Origin of the sequence: Streptomyces sp. XY431, assembly GCF_001279805.1 — a bacterium.
GTDB classification, from domain to species: Bacteria; Actinomycetota; Actinomycetes; order Streptomycetales; family Streptomycetaceae; genus Kitasatospora; species Kitasatospora purpeofusca.
In genome coordinates, this window is record NZ_LGDO01000495.1 from 37,563 (window position 1) to 53,165 (window position 15,603).

Annotated in this window: 14 protein-coding genes; 12 read left to right on the forward strand and 2 right to left on the reverse strand. The window is 72.5% G+C overall.

Annotated features, from left to right (window positions below; translation table 11 throughout):
* The first annotated feature begins 15 nt into the window (after positions 1-15).
* From ADK60_RS34625 to ADK60_RS34645, 5 genes are all read left to right on the forward strand, one after another.
* Positions 16-255, forward strand: a complete 240-nt coding sequence (locus ADK60_RS34625; protein ID WP_030393803.1) for a chaplin — start codon at positions 16-18, stop codon at positions 253-255.
* Between the two features lie 301 nt (positions 256-556).
* Complete coding sequence (locus tag ADK60_RS34630; protein ID WP_234371433.1) at positions 557-1,873, forward strand: putative hexosyltransferase; 1,317 nt, start codon at positions 557-559, stop codon at positions 1,871-1,873.
* 99 nt (positions 1,874-1,972) lie between these two features.
* On the forward strand, positions 1,973-2,461 hold the full coding sequence (locus ADK60_RS34635; protein ID WP_053650853.1) for a MarR family winged helix-turn-helix transcriptional regulator: 489 nt from the start codon (positions 1,973-1,975) through the stop codon (positions 2,459-2,461).
* Between the two features lie 107 nt (positions 2,462-2,568).
* Entirely contained in the window at positions 2,569-4,017 is a 1,449-nt protein-coding gene (locus tag ADK60_RS34640) for an MFS transporter (RefSeq protein WP_053650854.1), read from the forward strand.
* Between the two features lie 503 nt (positions 4,018-4,520).
* Complete coding sequence (locus ADK60_RS34645; protein ID WP_053650880.1) at positions 4,521-6,035, forward strand: LCP family protein; 1,515 nt, start codon at positions 4,521-4,523, stop codon at positions 6,033-6,035.
* A gap of 92 nt (positions 6,036-6,127) precedes the next feature.
* Here ADK60_RS34645 and ADK60_RS34650 read toward each other — a convergent pair whose 3' ends face one another.
* Positions 6,128-6,610: a hypothetical protein gene (locus ADK60_RS34650; protein ID WP_078879960.1), complete on the reverse strand. Its 483-nt coding sequence runs from the start codon at positions 6,608-6,610 to the stop codon at positions 6,128-6,130.
* A gap of 467 nt (positions 6,611-7,077) precedes the next feature.
* Between ADK60_RS34650 and hemL the strand changes: the two genes are divergently transcribed.
* The 7 genes from hemL to ADK60_RS34685 all read left to right on the forward strand — a co-directional run bounded on the left by hemL (position 7,078) and on the right by ADK60_RS34685 (position 14,278).
* Positions 7,078-8,406, forward strand: coding sequence for a glutamate-1-semialdehyde 2,1-aminomutase (gene hemL, locus ADK60_RS34655; RefSeq protein ID WP_045937897.1), 1,329 nt, complete (start codon positions 7,078-7,080; stop codon positions 8,404-8,406).
* A 95-nt stretch (positions 8,407-8,501) separates the two neighbouring features.
* A complete protein-coding gene (locus tag ADK60_RS34660; RefSeq protein ID WP_053650881.1) occupies positions 8,502-9,149 on the forward strand; it encodes a histidine phosphatase family protein in 648 nt (215 codons plus the stop codon).
* 295 nt (positions 9,150-9,444) lie between these two features.
* The gene (locus tag ADK60_RS34665) at positions 9,445-10,050 is read left to right on the forward strand and encodes a TlpA family protein disulfide reductase (protein ID WP_353612655.1); all 606 of its coding nucleotides are present in this window, start codon (positions 9,445-9,447) and stop codon (positions 10,048-10,050) included.
* Positions 10,047-10,820: a cytochrome c biogenesis CcdA family protein gene (locus ADK60_RS34670; protein WP_037779811.1), complete on the forward strand. Its 774-nt coding sequence runs from the start codon at positions 10,047-10,049 to the stop codon at positions 10,818-10,820. The genes ADK60_RS34665 and ADK60_RS34670 overlap by 4 nt, the downstream gene beginning before the upstream one ends.
* 3 nt (positions 10,821-10,823) lie before the next feature.
* Positions 10,824-12,608, forward strand: a complete 1,785-nt coding sequence (resB, locus tag ADK60_RS34675; protein ID WP_053650855.1) for a cytochrome c biogenesis protein ResB — start codon at positions 10,824-10,826, stop codon at positions 12,606-12,608.
* 3 nt (positions 12,609-12,611) lie between these two features.
* Positions 12,612-13,745, forward strand: a complete 1,134-nt coding sequence (ccsB, locus tag ADK60_RS34680) for a c-type cytochrome biogenesis protein CcsB (RefSeq protein WP_053650856.1) — start codon at positions 12,612-12,614, stop codon at positions 13,743-13,745.
* A 125-nt stretch (positions 13,746-13,870) separates the two neighbouring features.
* A complete protein-coding gene (locus tag ADK60_RS34685) occupies positions 13,871-14,278 on the forward strand; it encodes a hypothetical protein (RefSeq protein ID WP_053650857.1) in 408 nt (135 codons plus the stop codon).
* A 50-nt stretch (positions 14,279-14,328) separates the two neighbouring features.
* Here ADK60_RS34685 and ADK60_RS34690 read toward each other — a convergent pair whose 3' ends face one another.
* Positions 14,329-15,408: a ScbA/BarX family gamma-butyrolactone biosynthesis protein gene (locus ADK60_RS34690; RefSeq protein ID WP_159400704.1), complete on the reverse strand. Its 1,080-nt coding sequence runs from the start codon at positions 15,406-15,408 to the stop codon at positions 14,329-14,331.
* Positions 15,409-15,603 lie beyond the last annotated feature (195 nt).

The window sequence follows — 15,603 nt, forward strand, 5'->3', positions numbered from 1 at the left end:
GTCAGGAGGCTCCTCATGAGCATCAAGAAGACGGCCGCCGTCGGCGCCGCTGTTGTCGGCATCGTGGCCGCCGGTGCCGGTTCCGCGATGGCCAGCTCCGGCGCTGAGGGCGTCGCCGCCGGTTCCCCGGGTGTCATCTCCGGCAACCAGCTCCAGATTCCGGTGCACGTGCCGGTCAACCTGTGCGGCAACACGATCGACATCATCGGTCTGCTGAACCCGTCCTTCGGCAACACCTGCGTCAACAACGGCTGATCGTTCCTCGGTCCGGCCGGTGCGAGCCGCCGCTCCCGCGCTTCCCTCCTGGGGTGCGGAGTGGCGGCTCGCGGCGTTGTCGCCCCCGGTGCCGACGGCGGCCGCCGTCGGCACCGCTCGCATCCGGCGGCGGGCCGGGCCCGCCCTCCGCCGCTCCCGCGGCCGGTCCGTCCACGACCCGCCCGTCCGGTCACGGAGCGGGCTGCCCGCCCGTGCGGCGGGCGGGGTGTCGTAGGCTCGCCCGGCGTCGCGGTGTCGGTCGGCGCGCCGGACGCGAGTGGGGCGGGGAGTACCAGAGCTGATGAGCACGGCATCGAGCACCGAGTCGTCGGGCGGGGGCGCGGGCGTGTCCTCGTCGTCCTCCCCGTCGTCGTCGCCGTCCGGGTCGGTGGGCCCGGAGGAGACCGGTCGGCCGGACAGCCCGGGCCCGGGGCCCGGCCGGATCGGCGCCCTGGTCGACCGCTTCGCGCCGGCGCTCGGCGCGTACGCGGTGGTCAAGGCGACCGGGCTGACCGTCTTCCTGCTGCTGCTCTCGCACACCGAGGACTTCCTGAAGAAGGACCCGGGGCGCGGCGGCGGTGCCCGCCCCTGGGACGTGCTCGGCACCTGGGACGGCATCTGGTACCAGCGGATCGCGGAGAACGGCTACGACCCGCAGCTGATCCCGCTGCACGGCTACCCGCTGGCCACCTACTACGAGAACTCGGCGGCCTTCTTCCCGCTCTACCCCTGGCTGATGAGGCTGGTCGGGGCGGTGACCGGGCTCGGACCGTACGGCTCGGGGATCGTCGTCTCGGTGCTGGCCTCCTTCGTCGCCGCCGCCGGGATCTTCGCGATCGCCGAGCGGCTCGGCGGCTTCCGGGCCGGGGTGACCGCGGCGGTGATCTGGGGCCTGTTCCCGGGATCGGGCGTGGAGTGGGCGGTCTACTCCGACTCCCTGTTCGTCGCCCTCTCGGCCTGGGCCTGCTACTGCGTGATGACCCGCCGCTGGCTGGCCGCCGGCACCCTCGCCCTGGTGGCCGGTCTCAACCGGCCGACGGCGGCCACGGTGATCGCCGCGGTCTCGATCTCGGCGCTGGTGGCGCTGGTGCGGCGCACCGACGGGGTGGCCAGGCCGCTGACCGCGATGCTCATGACCCCGTGGGGCATGCTCGGGTACATCGCCTGGGTCGGCTGGCGGATGGGCGACTGGACCGGCTACTTCAAGCTCCAGCGCGGCGCCTGGAACCGCTACTTCGACTGGGGCGCGTCCACCCTGAGCAGCACCGTGGACACGATCACCGGGCACTGGACGTTCTGGCAGTCCAATCCGGCGCCGGACCTCATCGCGGTGTGCCTGCTGATCACGCTGCCCGGACTGCTGGTGCTGCTGCTGCGGCTGCGGCCGCCGCTGGTCCTGGTGGTCTACACGCTGCTGACCGTCTTCATGGCGCTGAGCAGCAACCAGATCTACGGCAACATCTCGCGCTACCTGCTGCCGGCCTTCCCGCTCTGTGTCGGTCTGGCGGTGGCGCTGCGCCGGCTGCGGCCGAGCACGGTGGCCGGGCTGTTCGCGATGCCGGCGGTGGCGGCGGGCTGGTACGCGGGGTACGCGCTGTTCGAGCTCGGCATCCCGTAGCCCGACGGGGCCCCGGGTCCGTGGAAAGCAGTCCTGCGGTGGGAAACGGTCCCGCACGGGATCGTCCGTCGGCGGACGGTCGTTGCTAACCTCGGAGCCATGACGACCATCCCGCCCGTGCGGCAGATCCGTGACATCTCCGGCCTGCTGGACCACGCCAGCCATGTGCTCGCGACCCGGATGTCGGCCGCGTTCACCGAGCTCGGGATCACCCCGCGCGCGTACTGCGTGCTGTTCCACGCGATGGAGGCCGAGCGCACCCAGATCCAGCTGGCCGAGCTGGCGGACCTGGACAAGACCACCATGGTGGTGACCGTCGACGAGCTGGAGAAGGCCGGGCTGGCCGAGCGCCGCCCGTCCGCCGTCGACCGCCGGGCCCGGATCATCTCGGTGACCGAGGCGGGGGAGGAGGCCGTCGAGCGGGGCACGGCGATCGCCGACCGGGTGCACCGGGACGTGCTGGAGGCGCTGCCGGAGGACGAGCGCACCGCCTTCGTCGCGGCGCTGACCCGGCTGGTGGGCGGGCCGCTGGCGGAGCCGGTGGAGAGCGAGCGGACGGTCCGCCGGGCCCGTCGTTCCCGAGGCTGACACAAGGAAGAGGATCATCCCCAGGAAGATTCTCTCGGAAGAGATAGTCCACAACAAAACCATCTGCTAGCGTCTTACCCGGTACTCGACCCACCGGGAGACCTGTTATGACCACGCACGCCCCGACCACTCGCAAGTCGACCGCGGCCGCGCCGGGCGCACCCGCCTCGACCCGCTCACGAGCCCTCGCCCTGGCGGTGCTCTGCGCGGGGATGCTGATGATCGTCCTGGACGGCTCGATCGTCACCGTCGCCCTGCCGGCCATCCAGCAGGACCTCGACTTCACCCCCGCCGGCCTGACCTGGACCGTCAACGCCTATCTGATCGCCTTCGCCGGGCTGCTCCTGCTCGCCGGCCGGCTCGGGGACCTCGTCGGCCGCCGGAAGGTGTTCGTCGCCGGGCTGGTGCTGTTCACCGCGGCCTCGCTGCTGTGCGCCCTCGCCACCGGCCCGGAACTGCTGATCGCCGCCCGCTTCCTGCAGGGCGTCGGCGGCGCCCTGGCCTCCTCGGTCAGCCTCGGCATGCTCGTCACGCTCTTCCCCGAGCCGGGCGAGCGCGGCCGTGCCATCGGCGCGTTCAGCTTCGTCGGCGCGGCCGGCGCGTCGATCGGCCAGGTGCTCGGCGGTGTCCTCACCGAGGCGCTGGACTGGCACTGGATCTTCCTGATCAACCTGCCGCTCGGCCTGACCGCCGCCCTGCTGGCGCTGCGCGTCCTGGCCCCCGACCGCGGCCCCGGGCTGCGGGCCGGCGCCGACGCCCTGGGCGCGGTGCTGATCACGGCGGCGCTGATGCTCGGCATCTACACCGTCGTCGGCACCGCCGAGCACGGCTGGACCTCGGCGCGGACCCTCGGCCTCGGCGCGCTCGCGCTGGTCCTGCTGGCCGGCTTCCTGGTCCGGCAGGCCCTGGCCGCGACGCCGCTGCTGCCCCTGCGGATGTTCCGCTCGCGGGCCGTCTCCACCGCCAACGCGGTGCAGGTGCTGGTCATCGCCGGGATGTTCGGCTTCCAGGTCCTGGTGGCCCTCTACCTCCAGAACGTGCGCGGCTACGGGGCCGCCGCCACCGGTCTCGCCATGCTCCCGGCCGCCGTCGCCATCGGCGCCGTCTCCCTGCTGCTCTCCGCCCGGCTGAGCGCCCGGTTCGGCGAGCGCGCCGTCCTGCTGGCCGGTCTCGGGCTGCTGGTCGCGGCGCTCGGCCTGCTGACCCGGCTGCCGGCCGACGCGGGCTACCTCGTGGACCTGCTGCCGACCATGCTGCTCGTCGGCGGTGGCGGGCTGGTGCTCTCCGGGCTGGCCGCGCTGGGCATGTCCGGCGCCGGCGAGGAGGACGCCGGGACCGCCTCCGGGCTGTTCAACACCACCCAGCAGGTCGGTGCCGCGCTCGGGGTGGCCGTGCTCTCCACCCTGGCCACCTCCCGCGGCGACGCCCTGGCCGCCGCCGGCCGGCCCGAGGCGGAGGCGCTCACCGGAGGCTTCCGGCTCGCCTTCACGGTCGCCGCCGGGCTGCTCGCCCTGGCCTTCGCCGTCACCGCGCTGCTGCCGCGTCCGAAGAAGTGACGGACCCCTCCGGGGCCGCCCGCGACTCCTGGGGCCGTCGTCGAACCCCTGTCTGCGGGGCGGCGCCGGGGGTTTGACGACGGCCCCGGGCCCCGGAGCGGCGACAGGTCGTTTCCGGTCGGCTTGTATGCTCCACCTGGCGCCAGGGCGGACGTCCTGGCCGCCGATCGTTCGAGGACACAGCCGTGAGAGGTGCGGGGATGTCGGGTCGCCGAGACAGGAGTCGGTCCAGCGTGGCCAGGCCGCGTTCGGAGGACCCGACCGGCTCGGCGGGTTCGGGTGCGCCCGGGGGCGGCTCCGCGGACGGCGCCGCCGCGGGCGGTTCCGGAACCGGCACGGTCGGCGCCGGTGGCTCGATCCCGGCCCCCAGGACCGGCGGCCGGGCCGAGGCCAGGCGTGCGGCCCAGGGCAAGGGCGGCCGCGGCGGAGCCGGTGGCGACGGCGGGTCGGCCGGCTCGGGCCACCGCAAGGCGGGCGGACGCGGCAAGAAGCCCGAGCGCAACATGAAGAAGATCGTCGGCTGGACGGCGGTGGGCGCCCTGGTGCTCATAGCCGGGACCGGCGGGGCGATCTACCTCAAGCTCAACGGCAACATCAAGACCATCGACTCGGACGGGCTCAGCAAGGACCGCCCGCCGGAGTCCGCGGCGGACGCCAACGGCAACAAGCCGGTGAACATCCTGCTGATCGGCTCCGACAGCCGGGGCGCCGGCAACTCCGACCTCGGCGGCGGCAACGCCGAGGGGGCCCGTTCGGACACCACGATCCTGTTGCACGTCTACGCCGACCACAAGAACGCCATCGGCGTCTCGATCCCGCGCAACACCCTGGTGACCATCCCGCCCTGCAAGCTCCCCAACGGCAAGTGGACCAAGGAGCAGAAGGGCAAGGACATCCTGTTCAACGCCGCGTTCTCGCAGGGCGACTCGACGGAGGGCAACGCCGCCTGCACCCAGAACACGGTGGAGAAGCTCACCGGGATCCGGGTCGACCACACCCTGGTGGTCGACTTCTCGGGCTTCGCGGCGATGACCAAGGCCGTCGGCGGCGTCGAGGTCTGCCTGCCCAAGGTCATCTACGAGGGCGACATCAACCCGAACCTCAACAAGCGGGGTGCCCAGGTCCTCCCGGCCGGACGGCAGAAGGTGGAGGGCCAGCAGGCGCTCGACTACGTCCGGCTGCGGCACGGCATCGGCGACGGCTCCGACATCGGCCGGATGAAGCGCCAGCAGGCCTTCATGAGTTCGATGATCAGCACGGTGAAGAAGAAGGGCCTGGAGCCCACCACCCTGCTGCCGCTGGCCGACGCGGCCACCAAGTCGCTGCGGGTGGACGAGGGGCTCAACTCGGTCGACAAGCTGATGTCCTTCGCCCTCTCGCTGAAGAACATCGACCTTCACGACCTCAAGTTCGTGACCCCGCCGTGGCGTTACAGCGATGCCAACCTCGACCTGGTGAAGCCCGACGTGGACCGGCTGTGGGAGGCCATCAAGGCGGACCGCACCCTGGACGGCAAGGACGCCACCGGCGAGCAGCCCGACGCGCCCGCCGCCCCGGCGGCCCCGGCGGCCACCCCGGAGGCCCCGCCGACCACCACCGCGCCGCCCGCGCGCGCCGCCGCGGCCCCGATCCGGGTCGCGGTCTACAACGGAACGACCGTCAACGGGCTGGGCGCCAAGGCGGGTGAGGCCCTGAAGGCGGCGCAGTTCACCGTCACCGGCGTCAACCAGGCGAAGTCCACCAACAAGGCCACCACCACGATCGAGTACGGCGCCGGGCAGAAGGCCAACGCCGAGAAGGTCGCCGCGCTGTTCCCCGGGGCCACCCTCACCTCCACCACGGCGGCCGGCATCAGCGTCGTCCTCGGCAAGGACTACGCCGACGCCAACGGCGGCGCCGGCACGGCCGCTCCGGGCACCCCGGCGGCCCCCGCCCCGCTGCCCAGCTCGGTCACCGAGGAAGCCCGCTCGGCGGACGACGACATCTGCGCCAACACCAGCTACGGCTCCGGCGGCTGACCCCCCCCGACGCCCTCCCGGACACCAATGGGCAGGCCCCCCGGCGTAGTGCCGGGGGGCCTGCCCTTCGAACGTCCCGCGAAGCCGGTGGGTCAGGGCCAGACCAGGCAGTACAACTGGTGCCCGGCGTCGTGCAGCCGGTTGGCGAAGTCCTGCCACTCGTGCAGCATGCTGTAGATCACGAAGGCGTCGCGCGGGCCCCGGCGGTCGGGGACGGTGGACCAGATGAAGGCGGCGGCGCCGAGTTCGGTCTCGTCGGCCTTCCGCAGCGGTTCGACGACGTTGTGGGGGAGCTGGACGACGGCGTAGTCCGGGTGCAGCACGACCAGCTCCAGCGGGGGCACCTGGTGCAGCGGCACGCCCTGGATGCCGGTGAGGACCATCGCGCTCATGGTCTCCGGCTTGATCTTGGTGGAGAGATGGCCGTTGGGCGAGCCGCTGGTCTCCATCAGATCGCCGAGCCGGCCGAGCGAGCCGAGTTCGCCCGCGTCCAGGCCGAGCCCGCCGGGGCCCAGCGCGGTCGGGACCCGGGCCGCGGTCGCCCGGTCGGGTGCGCCGAAGTACTTGTACGTCACCCCCACGCGTCCCTCACCCCGCCTCTCACGGCCACGGCCGCCACGCCCCGTTCCCGCTCCCGTACCCCCGCGTGCGGTCTCGGCGGGCCGGCGGGGGCCACCCGCGGCCTCGTCGTAGCCGTCCTGCGCCTCGGACACTCGGACCATCCTCACCGGAATTCGCCGGAATCGACAGACCCCCGCACGCCCGGTGTCCTCCGGACGTGCTCCTTACCCGTCATGCGCCGCCGTACCCAGTCGAGGTACGCGGCAGTCCTCTTCACACCCCTGCATCGACCCGGAGTTCCTGCCCACCCTCGCGGCCGGACGAACCCCGGAGACACTCCGGGTACATAGTCTGACTGGTCCGGGTGGCCGGCGCAGCCAGGGGTCCTGTTGTACGGATAACCGTACAGACTCGGGCGCCCGGATCATCGTTCCAGATGATGAGGTCCGACATGCAGAGGTGAAGGACACGATTTGAGACCATGTCTCCCGTGAGCTACCCCTACGAAGCACCCCAGTCCCAGTCGCTCTTCGATCGTGCCTCGGTCGTCACGCCCGGCGGCGTGAACTCCCCGGTGCGCGCCTTCCGCGCCGTCGGCGGTACGCCGCGCTTCATGGTGTCCGGAACCGGCCCCTACCTGACCGACGCCGACGGCCGCGAGTACGTCGACCTGGTCTGCTCGTGGGGTCCGATGATCCTCGGCCACGCGCACCCCGCCGTCCTGGACGCGGTGCGGGAGGCGGTCTCCCGCGGCACCTCCTTCGGCACGCCCGGGCAGGGCGAGGTCGAGCTGGCCGAGGAGATCGTCGCCCGGGTCGCCCCGGTCGAGCAGGTCCGCCTGGTCTCCTCCGGCACCGAGGCCACCATGTCGGCGATCCGGCTGGCCCGGGGCTTCACCGGCCGGGCCAAGGTGGTGAAGTTCGCCGGCTGCTACCACGGCCATGTGGACGCGCTGCTGGCCGCCGCCGGTTCCGGCCTCGCCACCTTCGGCCTGCCGGACACCCCGGGCGTCACCGGGGCCCAGGCCGGCGACACCATCGTGCTGCCGTACAACGACCTCGCCGCCGTCGAGGCGGCCTTCCGGGCCCACCCCGGCGAGATCGCCTGCGTGATCACCGAGGCCTCGCCCGGCAACATGGGCGTCGTCCCGCCGCTGCCCGGCTTCAACGGCGGCCTGGCCCGGCTCTGCCGGGAGAACGGCGCGCTGTTCGTCTCCGACGAGGTGATGACCGGCTTCCGCGTGTCGAAGGCGGGCTGGTACGGCCTGGAGGCGGCGCACGAGGGCTGGGCGCCCGACCTGCTGACCTTCGGCAAGGTCATGGGCGGCGGCTTCCCGGCGGCGGCCTTCGGCGGCCGCGCCGACGTGATGGCCCACCTCGCCCCGGCCGGCCCGGTCTACCAGGCCGGCACGCTCTCCGGGAACCCGATCGCCACCGCGGCCGGCCTGGCCCAGCTGCGGGGCTGCACCGACGAGGTCTACGCAACCGTCGACCGGGTCTCGGCCGAGATCTCCGGCCTGGTCTCCGCCGCGCTCGCCAAGGAGGGCGTGACGCACCGGCTGCAGACCGCCGGGAACATGTTCTCGGTGTTCTTCACCGAGGACGCCGTGACGAACTACGACGAGGCGAAGACCCAGGAGTCCTTCCGCTTCACCGCGTTCTTCCACTCGATGCTGTCCCAGGGCGTCTACCTGCCGCCGTCGGCCTTCGAGTCCTGGTTCGTCTCCTCGGCGCACGACGAGCGGGCGATCGAGCGGATCGCCGCCGCCCTGCCCGCCGCCGCCCGGGCCGCCGCCGAAGCGACCGCCTGAGCCACCGCCCGGGCCGCCAGGCCCCAGTGCCCAGCCCTTACGAGTCCCAGGAGTACTGAGAAGTGAGCGCCAAGGACATCACCGTCGTCCACCTGATGCGGCACGGTGAGGTGCACAACCCGGAGGGCGTCCTCTACGGCCGCCTCCCGGGCTACCGGCTGTCCGCGCTGGGCCGGGAGATGGCCGAGCGGGTCGCCGAGGACCTGGCCGGGCGGGACATCACCCATGTGGTGGCGTCCCCGCTGGAGCGCGCCCAGGAGACCGCCACGCCGATCGCCCGGTCCCACGGTCTGGACCTCGCGTCGGACGAGCGGCTGATCGAGGCGGAGAACATCTTCGAGGGCAAGACCTTCGGAGTGGGCGACGGCTCGCTGCGCAACCCGTCCTACTGGAAGTACCTCACCAACCCGTTCAAGCCGTCCTGGGGCGAGCCGTACCTGGAGCAGGCGGTGCGGATGATGGGCGCGCTGGCCGCGGCCCGGGACGCCGCGCGGGGGCACGAGGCGGTCTGCGTGAGCCACCAGCTGCCGATCTGGATCGTCCGCTCCTTCGTGGAGCGCCGCCGGCTCTGGCACGACCCGCGCAACCGGCAGTGCTCGCTGGCCTCGCTGACCAGCTTCACCTACGAGGGCGACCGGATCGTCTCGGTGGGCTACCGCGAGCCGGTCCGCGACCTGCTGCCGGCCCATCTGGTCGGCAAGGGCGGCAAGAGCAAGCCGGTGGGCAAGAGCTTCGGCGCCTGACGCCGGCTCCGGGGCCGGTCAGGGGCCGAGCGGGGGGGCTCAGGGGCCGAGCGGGGGCCTGGTCAGGGGTCGATCCGGGGGTGTCCGGTTCCGGGTACGCCGAGGAAGCCCGGACGAGCGGAACGGTGTTCATGGTTCCCGAGTCGGTGTAAGAGCCGTGTGAGTAAGACCTGGGTCACACTCCCGCGACACCCCGCAGATCGATCCCGCCGCAGGTCAGAGGGGGTCCGGCAGACAATGCCGGACCCCCCGGTACCTGCCCGTGACTCCATGCGAAACTTTTCACATGTCTGGCATGACGCGCCTCCGTCCCCGTCTCGCCGCCGCCGCGGTCACCGCCGCCGCTGCCGCGCTGGTCCTCACCGCCTGCAGCTCCTCCGGCTCCTCGGCCAGTGGTGACGGGCAGATCGGTTTCGTCACCGCCAAGGGCAGCAACATCTCCACCGCCGCCGTCGGCCACCGCCAGGAAGCGCCGGACATCGGCGGCGACACCCTGGAGGGCGCCCCGGCCAAGCTCTCCGACTACCGGGGCAAGGTCGTCGTGCTGAACGTCTGGGGCTCCTGGTGCGGCCCGTGCCGCTCGGAGGCCGACGACCTCCAGCGGATCTGGGACAAGTACAAGGACCAGGGCGTGCAGTTCCTCGGGATCAACACCCGGGACACCGAGATCAAGAACGCCGTCCGCTTCGAGCAGGAGAAGGGCGTCACCTTCCCCAGCATCTACGACCCGGCCGGCGCCCAGCTGCTCAAGTTCCCCAAGGGCAGCCTCAACCCGCAGTCCATCCCGACCACCCTGGTGGTCGACCGGGACGGCCGGCTCGCCGCCCGGGCCGTCGGCGGCCAGACCGACGACGCCCTCGAAACGATGCTCCAGCCGGTGCTGGCGGAGCAGCAGCGGTGAGCGGGACGCTGCAGCTCGCCGACAACATCGGGACCATCCAGAGCGGGGCGCTGCTGGTCGCGGCGCCGATCGCGCTGGCGGCGGGCCTGGTGTCGTTCTTCTCGCCCTGCGTGCTGCCGCTCGTCCCCGGCTACCTCTCCTACGTGACCGGCTTCTCGGCCGCCGACCTCGCCGACGCGCGCGGGGCCCGGCGCGGCCGGATGCTGGCCGGCGCGGGGCTGTTCATCCTCGGCTTCACCGCCGTCTTCGTCTCCAGCGGCGCGCTGTTCGGCCAGTTCGGCGACACGCTCAAGGAGCACCAGGCGGTCATCAGCAAGGTGCTCGGGGCGCTCACCATCGTGATGGGCCTGGCCTTCATGGGGCTGGTGCCCGGCCTGAGCATGCGCGAGGTGCGCACCCACCGCCGCCCGGTGGTCGGGCTGCTCGGCGCGCCGCTGCTCGGTGTGGTCTTCGGGGTCGGCTGGACCCCGTGCATGGGGCCGACCCTGGCCACCGTCACCAACCTCGCGCTCAACCAGGCCGACGCCCAACGCGGTGCGCTGCTGATGGTCTTCTACTGCCTGGGACTCGGCGTACCGTTCATCGTGGCTGCGCTGGCCTTCCGCCGGGCGCTGGGCGCCTTCGGCTGGGTGAAGCGGCACTACCCGCTCGTCATGCGGATCGGCGGCGGCATGCTCGTCGTGGTCGGTCTGCTGCTGGTCACCGGTGTCTGGGACGCCATGGTGAGTGACCTGCAGAACCAGTTCGCCGGCTTCCAGATCGGAATCTGACCCGTGACCAACACGACGACCGACCGTGACCGGGTCGGTGACCCGGCGCAGGGCGCCACCGAGGAAGCGGCCGAGCGGCTCACCACCGCCCCGGCCGAGTCCGACGGCCCGACCGGCATCGGCGTGGTCGGCTGGCTGCGCTGGATGTGGCGCCAGCTGACCTCGATGCGGGTCGCGCTGATCCTGCTCTTCCTGCTCTCGCTGGCGGCCATCCCGGGCTCGCTGATCCCGCAGAACGGCCAGAACCAGTTCAAGGTCGAGACCTGGAAGGCGCAGCACAGCACGGTCGCGCCGATCTACGAGAAGCTCCAGCTGTTCGACGTCTACAGCTCGGTCTGGTTCTCCGCGATCTACATCCTGCTGTTCGCCTCGCTGGCCGGCTGCATCGTGCCGCGCACCTGGCAGTTCGTCGGGGTGCTGCGCTCCCGGCCGCCGGCGGCGCCGCGCAACCTGACCCGGATGCCGGTGTACGCGGCCTGGCGGACGGACGCGGACGCCGCGGCCGTCAACGCCGCCGCCCACCGGCTGCTGCGCGGGCGGCGCTTCCGGGCGCACCTGGACGGCGGCGCGGTGGCGGCCGAGAAGGGCTATCTGCGCGAGGTCGGCAACCTGGTCTTCCACCTGTCCCTGTTCGCGCTGCTCGGCGGCTTCGCCTGGGCGAGCCTGGCCAGCGGCACCGGCGGCAAGCTGCTGGTCGAGGGCGAGGGCTACTCCAACACGATCACCCAGCTCGACGACTTCACCGGCACCCGGTTCTACGGGACCGAGGACCTCGACCCCTTCTACGTGAAGCTGAACAGGTTCACCTCGAAGTTCCAGAACAAGGGCTCGCAGATCGGCAGCGCGCGGGAGTTCACCGCGAACGTCGACTACTACGAGGGCAGCGACCCGGCGAAGCTCAAGCAGGGGAAGATCGAGGTCAACCACCCGCTGGAGATCGGCGGCAGCAAGTTCTTCCTGATCGGGCACGGCTACGCCCCGAAGATCACCGTGCGCAACGCGGCCGGCGACGTCGTCTACACCGGCGCCACCCCGTTCCTGCCGCAGGACGGCAACCTGACCTCCACCGGCGTCATCAAGGTCTCCGACTACGGCGACAAGGACGGGAAGCGGACCCAGCTGGGCCTGTCCGGGTTCTTCCTGCCGACCGCCCCGGTGGCCTTCGACCGGAACACCGGCCCGCGCTCGCTGTTCCCCGGTGACGCGGACCCGGTGCTCGTGCTCAACGCCTACGCGGGCGACCTGGGCACCGACTCGGGCCTGCCGCAGAACATCTACCAGCTCAACACGAAGAACCTGACCCAGCTCCAGCAGGACGGCCAGCCGGCCAAGGTCCGGATGAAGCCGGGCGAGGTCTGGGCCCTGCCGGACGGCTACGGCACGGTCACCTTCGAGGGCTACAAGCAGTGGGCCAGCTTCAATGTCTCGCACCGTCCGGGGAACGCGATCGCGCTGGCCGGCGCGGTGCTGGCGATCGCCGGCCTGATCGGCTCGCTGTTCATCCAGCGGCGCCGGATCTGGGTGCGGGCGGTGGCCCTGCCGGGCGGCGGGACGCAGGTCGAGCTGGCCGGGCTGGGCCGCAGTGAGTCGGCGAAGATCGCCGAGGAGCTGGCCGCGCTCGCGGTGGACCTCCAGGACGACGCCCCGGCGCTCGACGACAGGTCCGAGAACGAGCCCGAGAACGAGCCCGAGCCCCACGGCGAGTCCGAGGACGGCTCCGCGGAGGCCGACGAGGCCTCGGCACCCGCAGAATCCGCAGTTCCCGCCGATCAGAACTCCAAGGAGTAGACGGTGCACCTCGCCTCGTCGGTCGACCCGCAGCTGGCCGACCTGTCCAACAAGCTGATCTATTCGGCGATGGCGGTCTACCTGATCGCCATGTTCGCCTACATGTTCGAGTGGACCTTCGGAGCCAAGGGCGCCGTCGCCGTCCGCTCCACCGAGCAGGCGGGCCTGGCCGGGACCGTCGCGGCGGCGGAGGCCAAGGCCAAGGGCGCCAAGAAGGTCACCGTCACCGTCGCCTCGGCGGGCGGCGGCACCACCACGCTCACCCGCACGGCGCTGGCCGGCGAGGGTGCGACGGTGGTGACCAGCGGGCGCGGCGACGAGGAGGTCGACGGCCCCGGCGCGGCCGGCACCAGCGAGAAGGCCGACCTGTCCGGCCGGATCGCGGTCTCGCTCACCGTGCTCGCCGCCCTGCTGCACGTCGGCGGTGTCCTCACCCGCGGCCTCTCGGTGTCCCGCTGGCCGTGGGGCAACATGTACGAGTTCTCCTGCGCCTTCGCGCTCGCCATGACGCTGGCCTTCCTCGGCCTGATGATCGCGAAGAAGCCGGTCCGCTGGCTCGGCCTGCCGGTCACCCTGGCGGTGCTGCTCACCCTGGGCGTCGCCGTCTCCGTGCTCTACACCGAGTCCGAGCAGCTCGTGCCGGCCCTGCACTCGTACTGGCTGGCGATCCACGTCTCCACCGCGATCATCTGCGGCGGCGCCTTCTACGCGGCGTTCATCACGACCCTGCTCTACCTGGGCAAGGAATCCTTCGACCGGAGGACGGCGGCCGGCCTGGCCAAGGGCCCGCTCGGCACCTCGCCGTCGATCTGGCGCCGGCTGCCCGCCGCCTCGACCCTGGACAAGCTGTCCTACCGGATCAATGCACTGGTCTTCCCGCTCTGGACCTTCACCATCATCGCGGGCGCGATCTGGGCCGAGGCCGCCTGGGGCAAGTACTGGGAGTGGGACCCGAAGGAGACCTGGTCGTTCATCACCTGGGTCGCCTACGCGTGCTACCTGCACGCCCGCGCCACGGCCGGCTGGAAGGGACGCAAGGCCGCCTACCTGGCCCTCGGCGCCTTCGCCTGCTGGCTGTTCAACTACTACGGCGTGAACATCTTCGTGACCGGCAAGCACTCCTACGCGGGGCTCTGACCGGAACCGGAACCACACACCGGCCCGGCACTCCAGACGAGGAAGCCGGGCCGAGGTGCGACGGGGGTAGTGCGTGCCGGGCCACCCGGTCCGGCACGGGGAGGAATTGAGGAGGAAATCGCGCAATGGAGTGCGACGAGGTCATGCTGACCGTCCGAATCACCGCCGCCGAGCAGCTGCTGCTCCGCCGGCTCGCCCAGGGGCACCGCAGCGACGTGTCCGAGGTGGTGGCCGACGGGCTGCTGGACATCATCCCGACGTTCGTCTCGCCGGCCGACGCCTATCGGCTGCTGGGCGCCCTCGCGGCCCCCGCGCCGTGCGCGCTGACCGTCTGGCTGCCGACGCCGCTGGCCGATCTGCTGGTGCCGGGTGCGGCCCGGATCGCCCAGGTGACGCAGGTGCGGATCGGTTCGGCCAGCGCGATGCTGGGTGCCGCGCTGCGGCTCTGGCTGGCGCAGGATCCGGGGCGGCTGGCGGAGAACCTCAGCGTGATGCACGCGGGGCGGCCGTCGTCGGCGCTGGTGGCGGCCTGACCCGACGGGGGTAGCGGGCGCGGGGAGAACGGGGGAGCGGGGGCTCCGGTTCAGCTGGCGAGCGGCAGACCGCGGCGGGCGGGGGCCGGGGCGGCCGCGGACTTGCCGCCGCCGACGGGGGCACCGTCGGCGGGGGCGCCGATCAGTCGGACCTCGGCCACCGTGCGGCCGTCCTGGACCAGGACGACCCGGACGGGTGCCCGGCGCCCGCCGCAGCCGTCCTGACCGGACTCCGGCCCGGCCTCCCGGACGGCCCGCACCACACAGGGCCGGTCCGGCGCGATCGGGTCGTGGAAGGCCGTCACCAGGTCCACCGGCACCACCCGGTCCGGGTGGTGCAGCCGCTGCGCGGCCTGCCGGGCGGCCTCCAGGACGAGCATCCCGGGCAGGTGTCCCGGCGCCGGGTCCATCGGGTCGAACAGCACCGGGTGGGCGGCGTCGGCGCGCAGCAGCCAGCTGCCGGGCAGCAGCGCGGGGCCGAGCACCACATCGGCGGCCTGCTGGCGGCCCACCAGTTCCGGCGCGACGACCTGTTCCGGGATCCGCGGCGGGGCGGCCGGGCGGCGGGGGCCGCGCAGCCGGTCGTAGGCGGCGGGGGAGAGGATCCGCAGGCCCCCGACACCGCGGCCGACCGGACGGCCGTCACGTTCGATCTCCGCGTGCACCCGCAGCGCGACCAGCCGGCCGTGCCGCATCCGGACGTCGTGGCAGCTGATCCTGAGCATCAGTTCGGTGGGGGCGGCGCCGACCGCGAGGCCGTCGAGGCCGGCCGGGCCGAGGGTGTAGCCGAGTTCGTCGAGCACGGCGTGGTGGTCGTGGGGGACGCCGAAACCGGCGTGGCCGACCAACAGGGCGGCCTGCCTGACGGTTTCGGCCATCAGCACCGGGTCGTGGTGCCGGTCGCCGGGCAGCCGGTAGAAGCCGTGCAGCCGGGGCCACTGGGCGCCCAGCAGGAAGTCGTACGGACCGGTGGACTGCCAGCCGGTGATGAGTACTTCGGCGACCGAGGAGCGGTGGACCAGCTGACGGGAGACGGTCCGTTCGTGGAAGTCGTAGCGGCGCGGGCCCGGTTGGGCGGGGCCGGGGTGGGGATACGGAGCGTCGCCGTCCATCGCGGTGAACACTGGCATGACTGGCCCCACTCCCGGGTGTCGGTCGGCCGGCCGAACTGGCGGCCTGCGCAAAACATACAGGCCACCCGGTTTCTGCTTCCCCTGCGGGGTAGCCGCCGTCGCGCACCCGGCGGGTTCACCGTACCCGCGTTCCGGCCTGCGGCAACGCCCGGGCGGCCCGCCCAGGACCTTGGGCGGGGGTCGGTCCCCTCT

Excerpts from the sequence above, each read along its gene's own strand:
- ADK60_RS34625 (WP_030393803.1), top strand. The coding sequence starts at position 16 with ATGAGCATCAAGAAGACGGCCGCCGTCGGCGCCGCTGTTGTCGGCATC.
- ADK60_RS34630 (WP_234371433.1), top strand. The coding sequence starts at position 557 with ATGAGCACGGCATCGAGCACCGAGTCGTCGGGCGGGGGCGCGGGCGTG.
- hemL (WP_045937897.1), top strand. The coding sequence starts at position 7,078 with ATGTCTCCCGTGAGCTACCCCTACGAAGCACCCCAGTCCCAGTCGCTC.
- ADK60_RS34690 (WP_159400704.1), bottom strand. The coding sequence starts at position 15,408 with ATGCCAGTGTTCACCGCGATGGACGGCGACGCTCCGTATCCCCACCCC.
- ADK60_RS34635 (WP_053650853.1), top strand. The coding sequence starts at position 1,973 with ATGACGACCATCCCGCCCGTGCGGCAGATCCGTGACATCTCCGGCCTG.
- ADK60_RS34640 (WP_053650854.1), top strand. The coding sequence starts at position 2,569 with ATGACCACGCACGCCCCGACCACTCGCAAGTCGACCGCGGCCGCGCCG.
- ADK60_RS34685 (WP_053650857.1), top strand. The coding sequence starts at position 13,871 with ATGGAGTGCGACGAGGTCATGCTGACCGTCCGAATCACCGCCGCCGAG.
- ADK60_RS34665 (WP_353612655.1), top strand. The coding sequence starts at position 9,445 with ATGACGCGCCTCCGTCCCCGTCTCGCCGCCGCCGCGGTCACCGCCGCC.
- ADK60_RS34645 (WP_053650880.1), top strand. The coding sequence starts at position 4,521 with ATGAAGAAGATCGTCGGCTGGACGGCGGTGGGCGCCCTGGTGCTCATA.
- ADK60_RS34660 (WP_053650881.1), top strand. The coding sequence starts at position 8,502 with ATGCGGCACGGTGAGGTGCACAACCCGGAGGGCGTCCTCTACGGCCGC.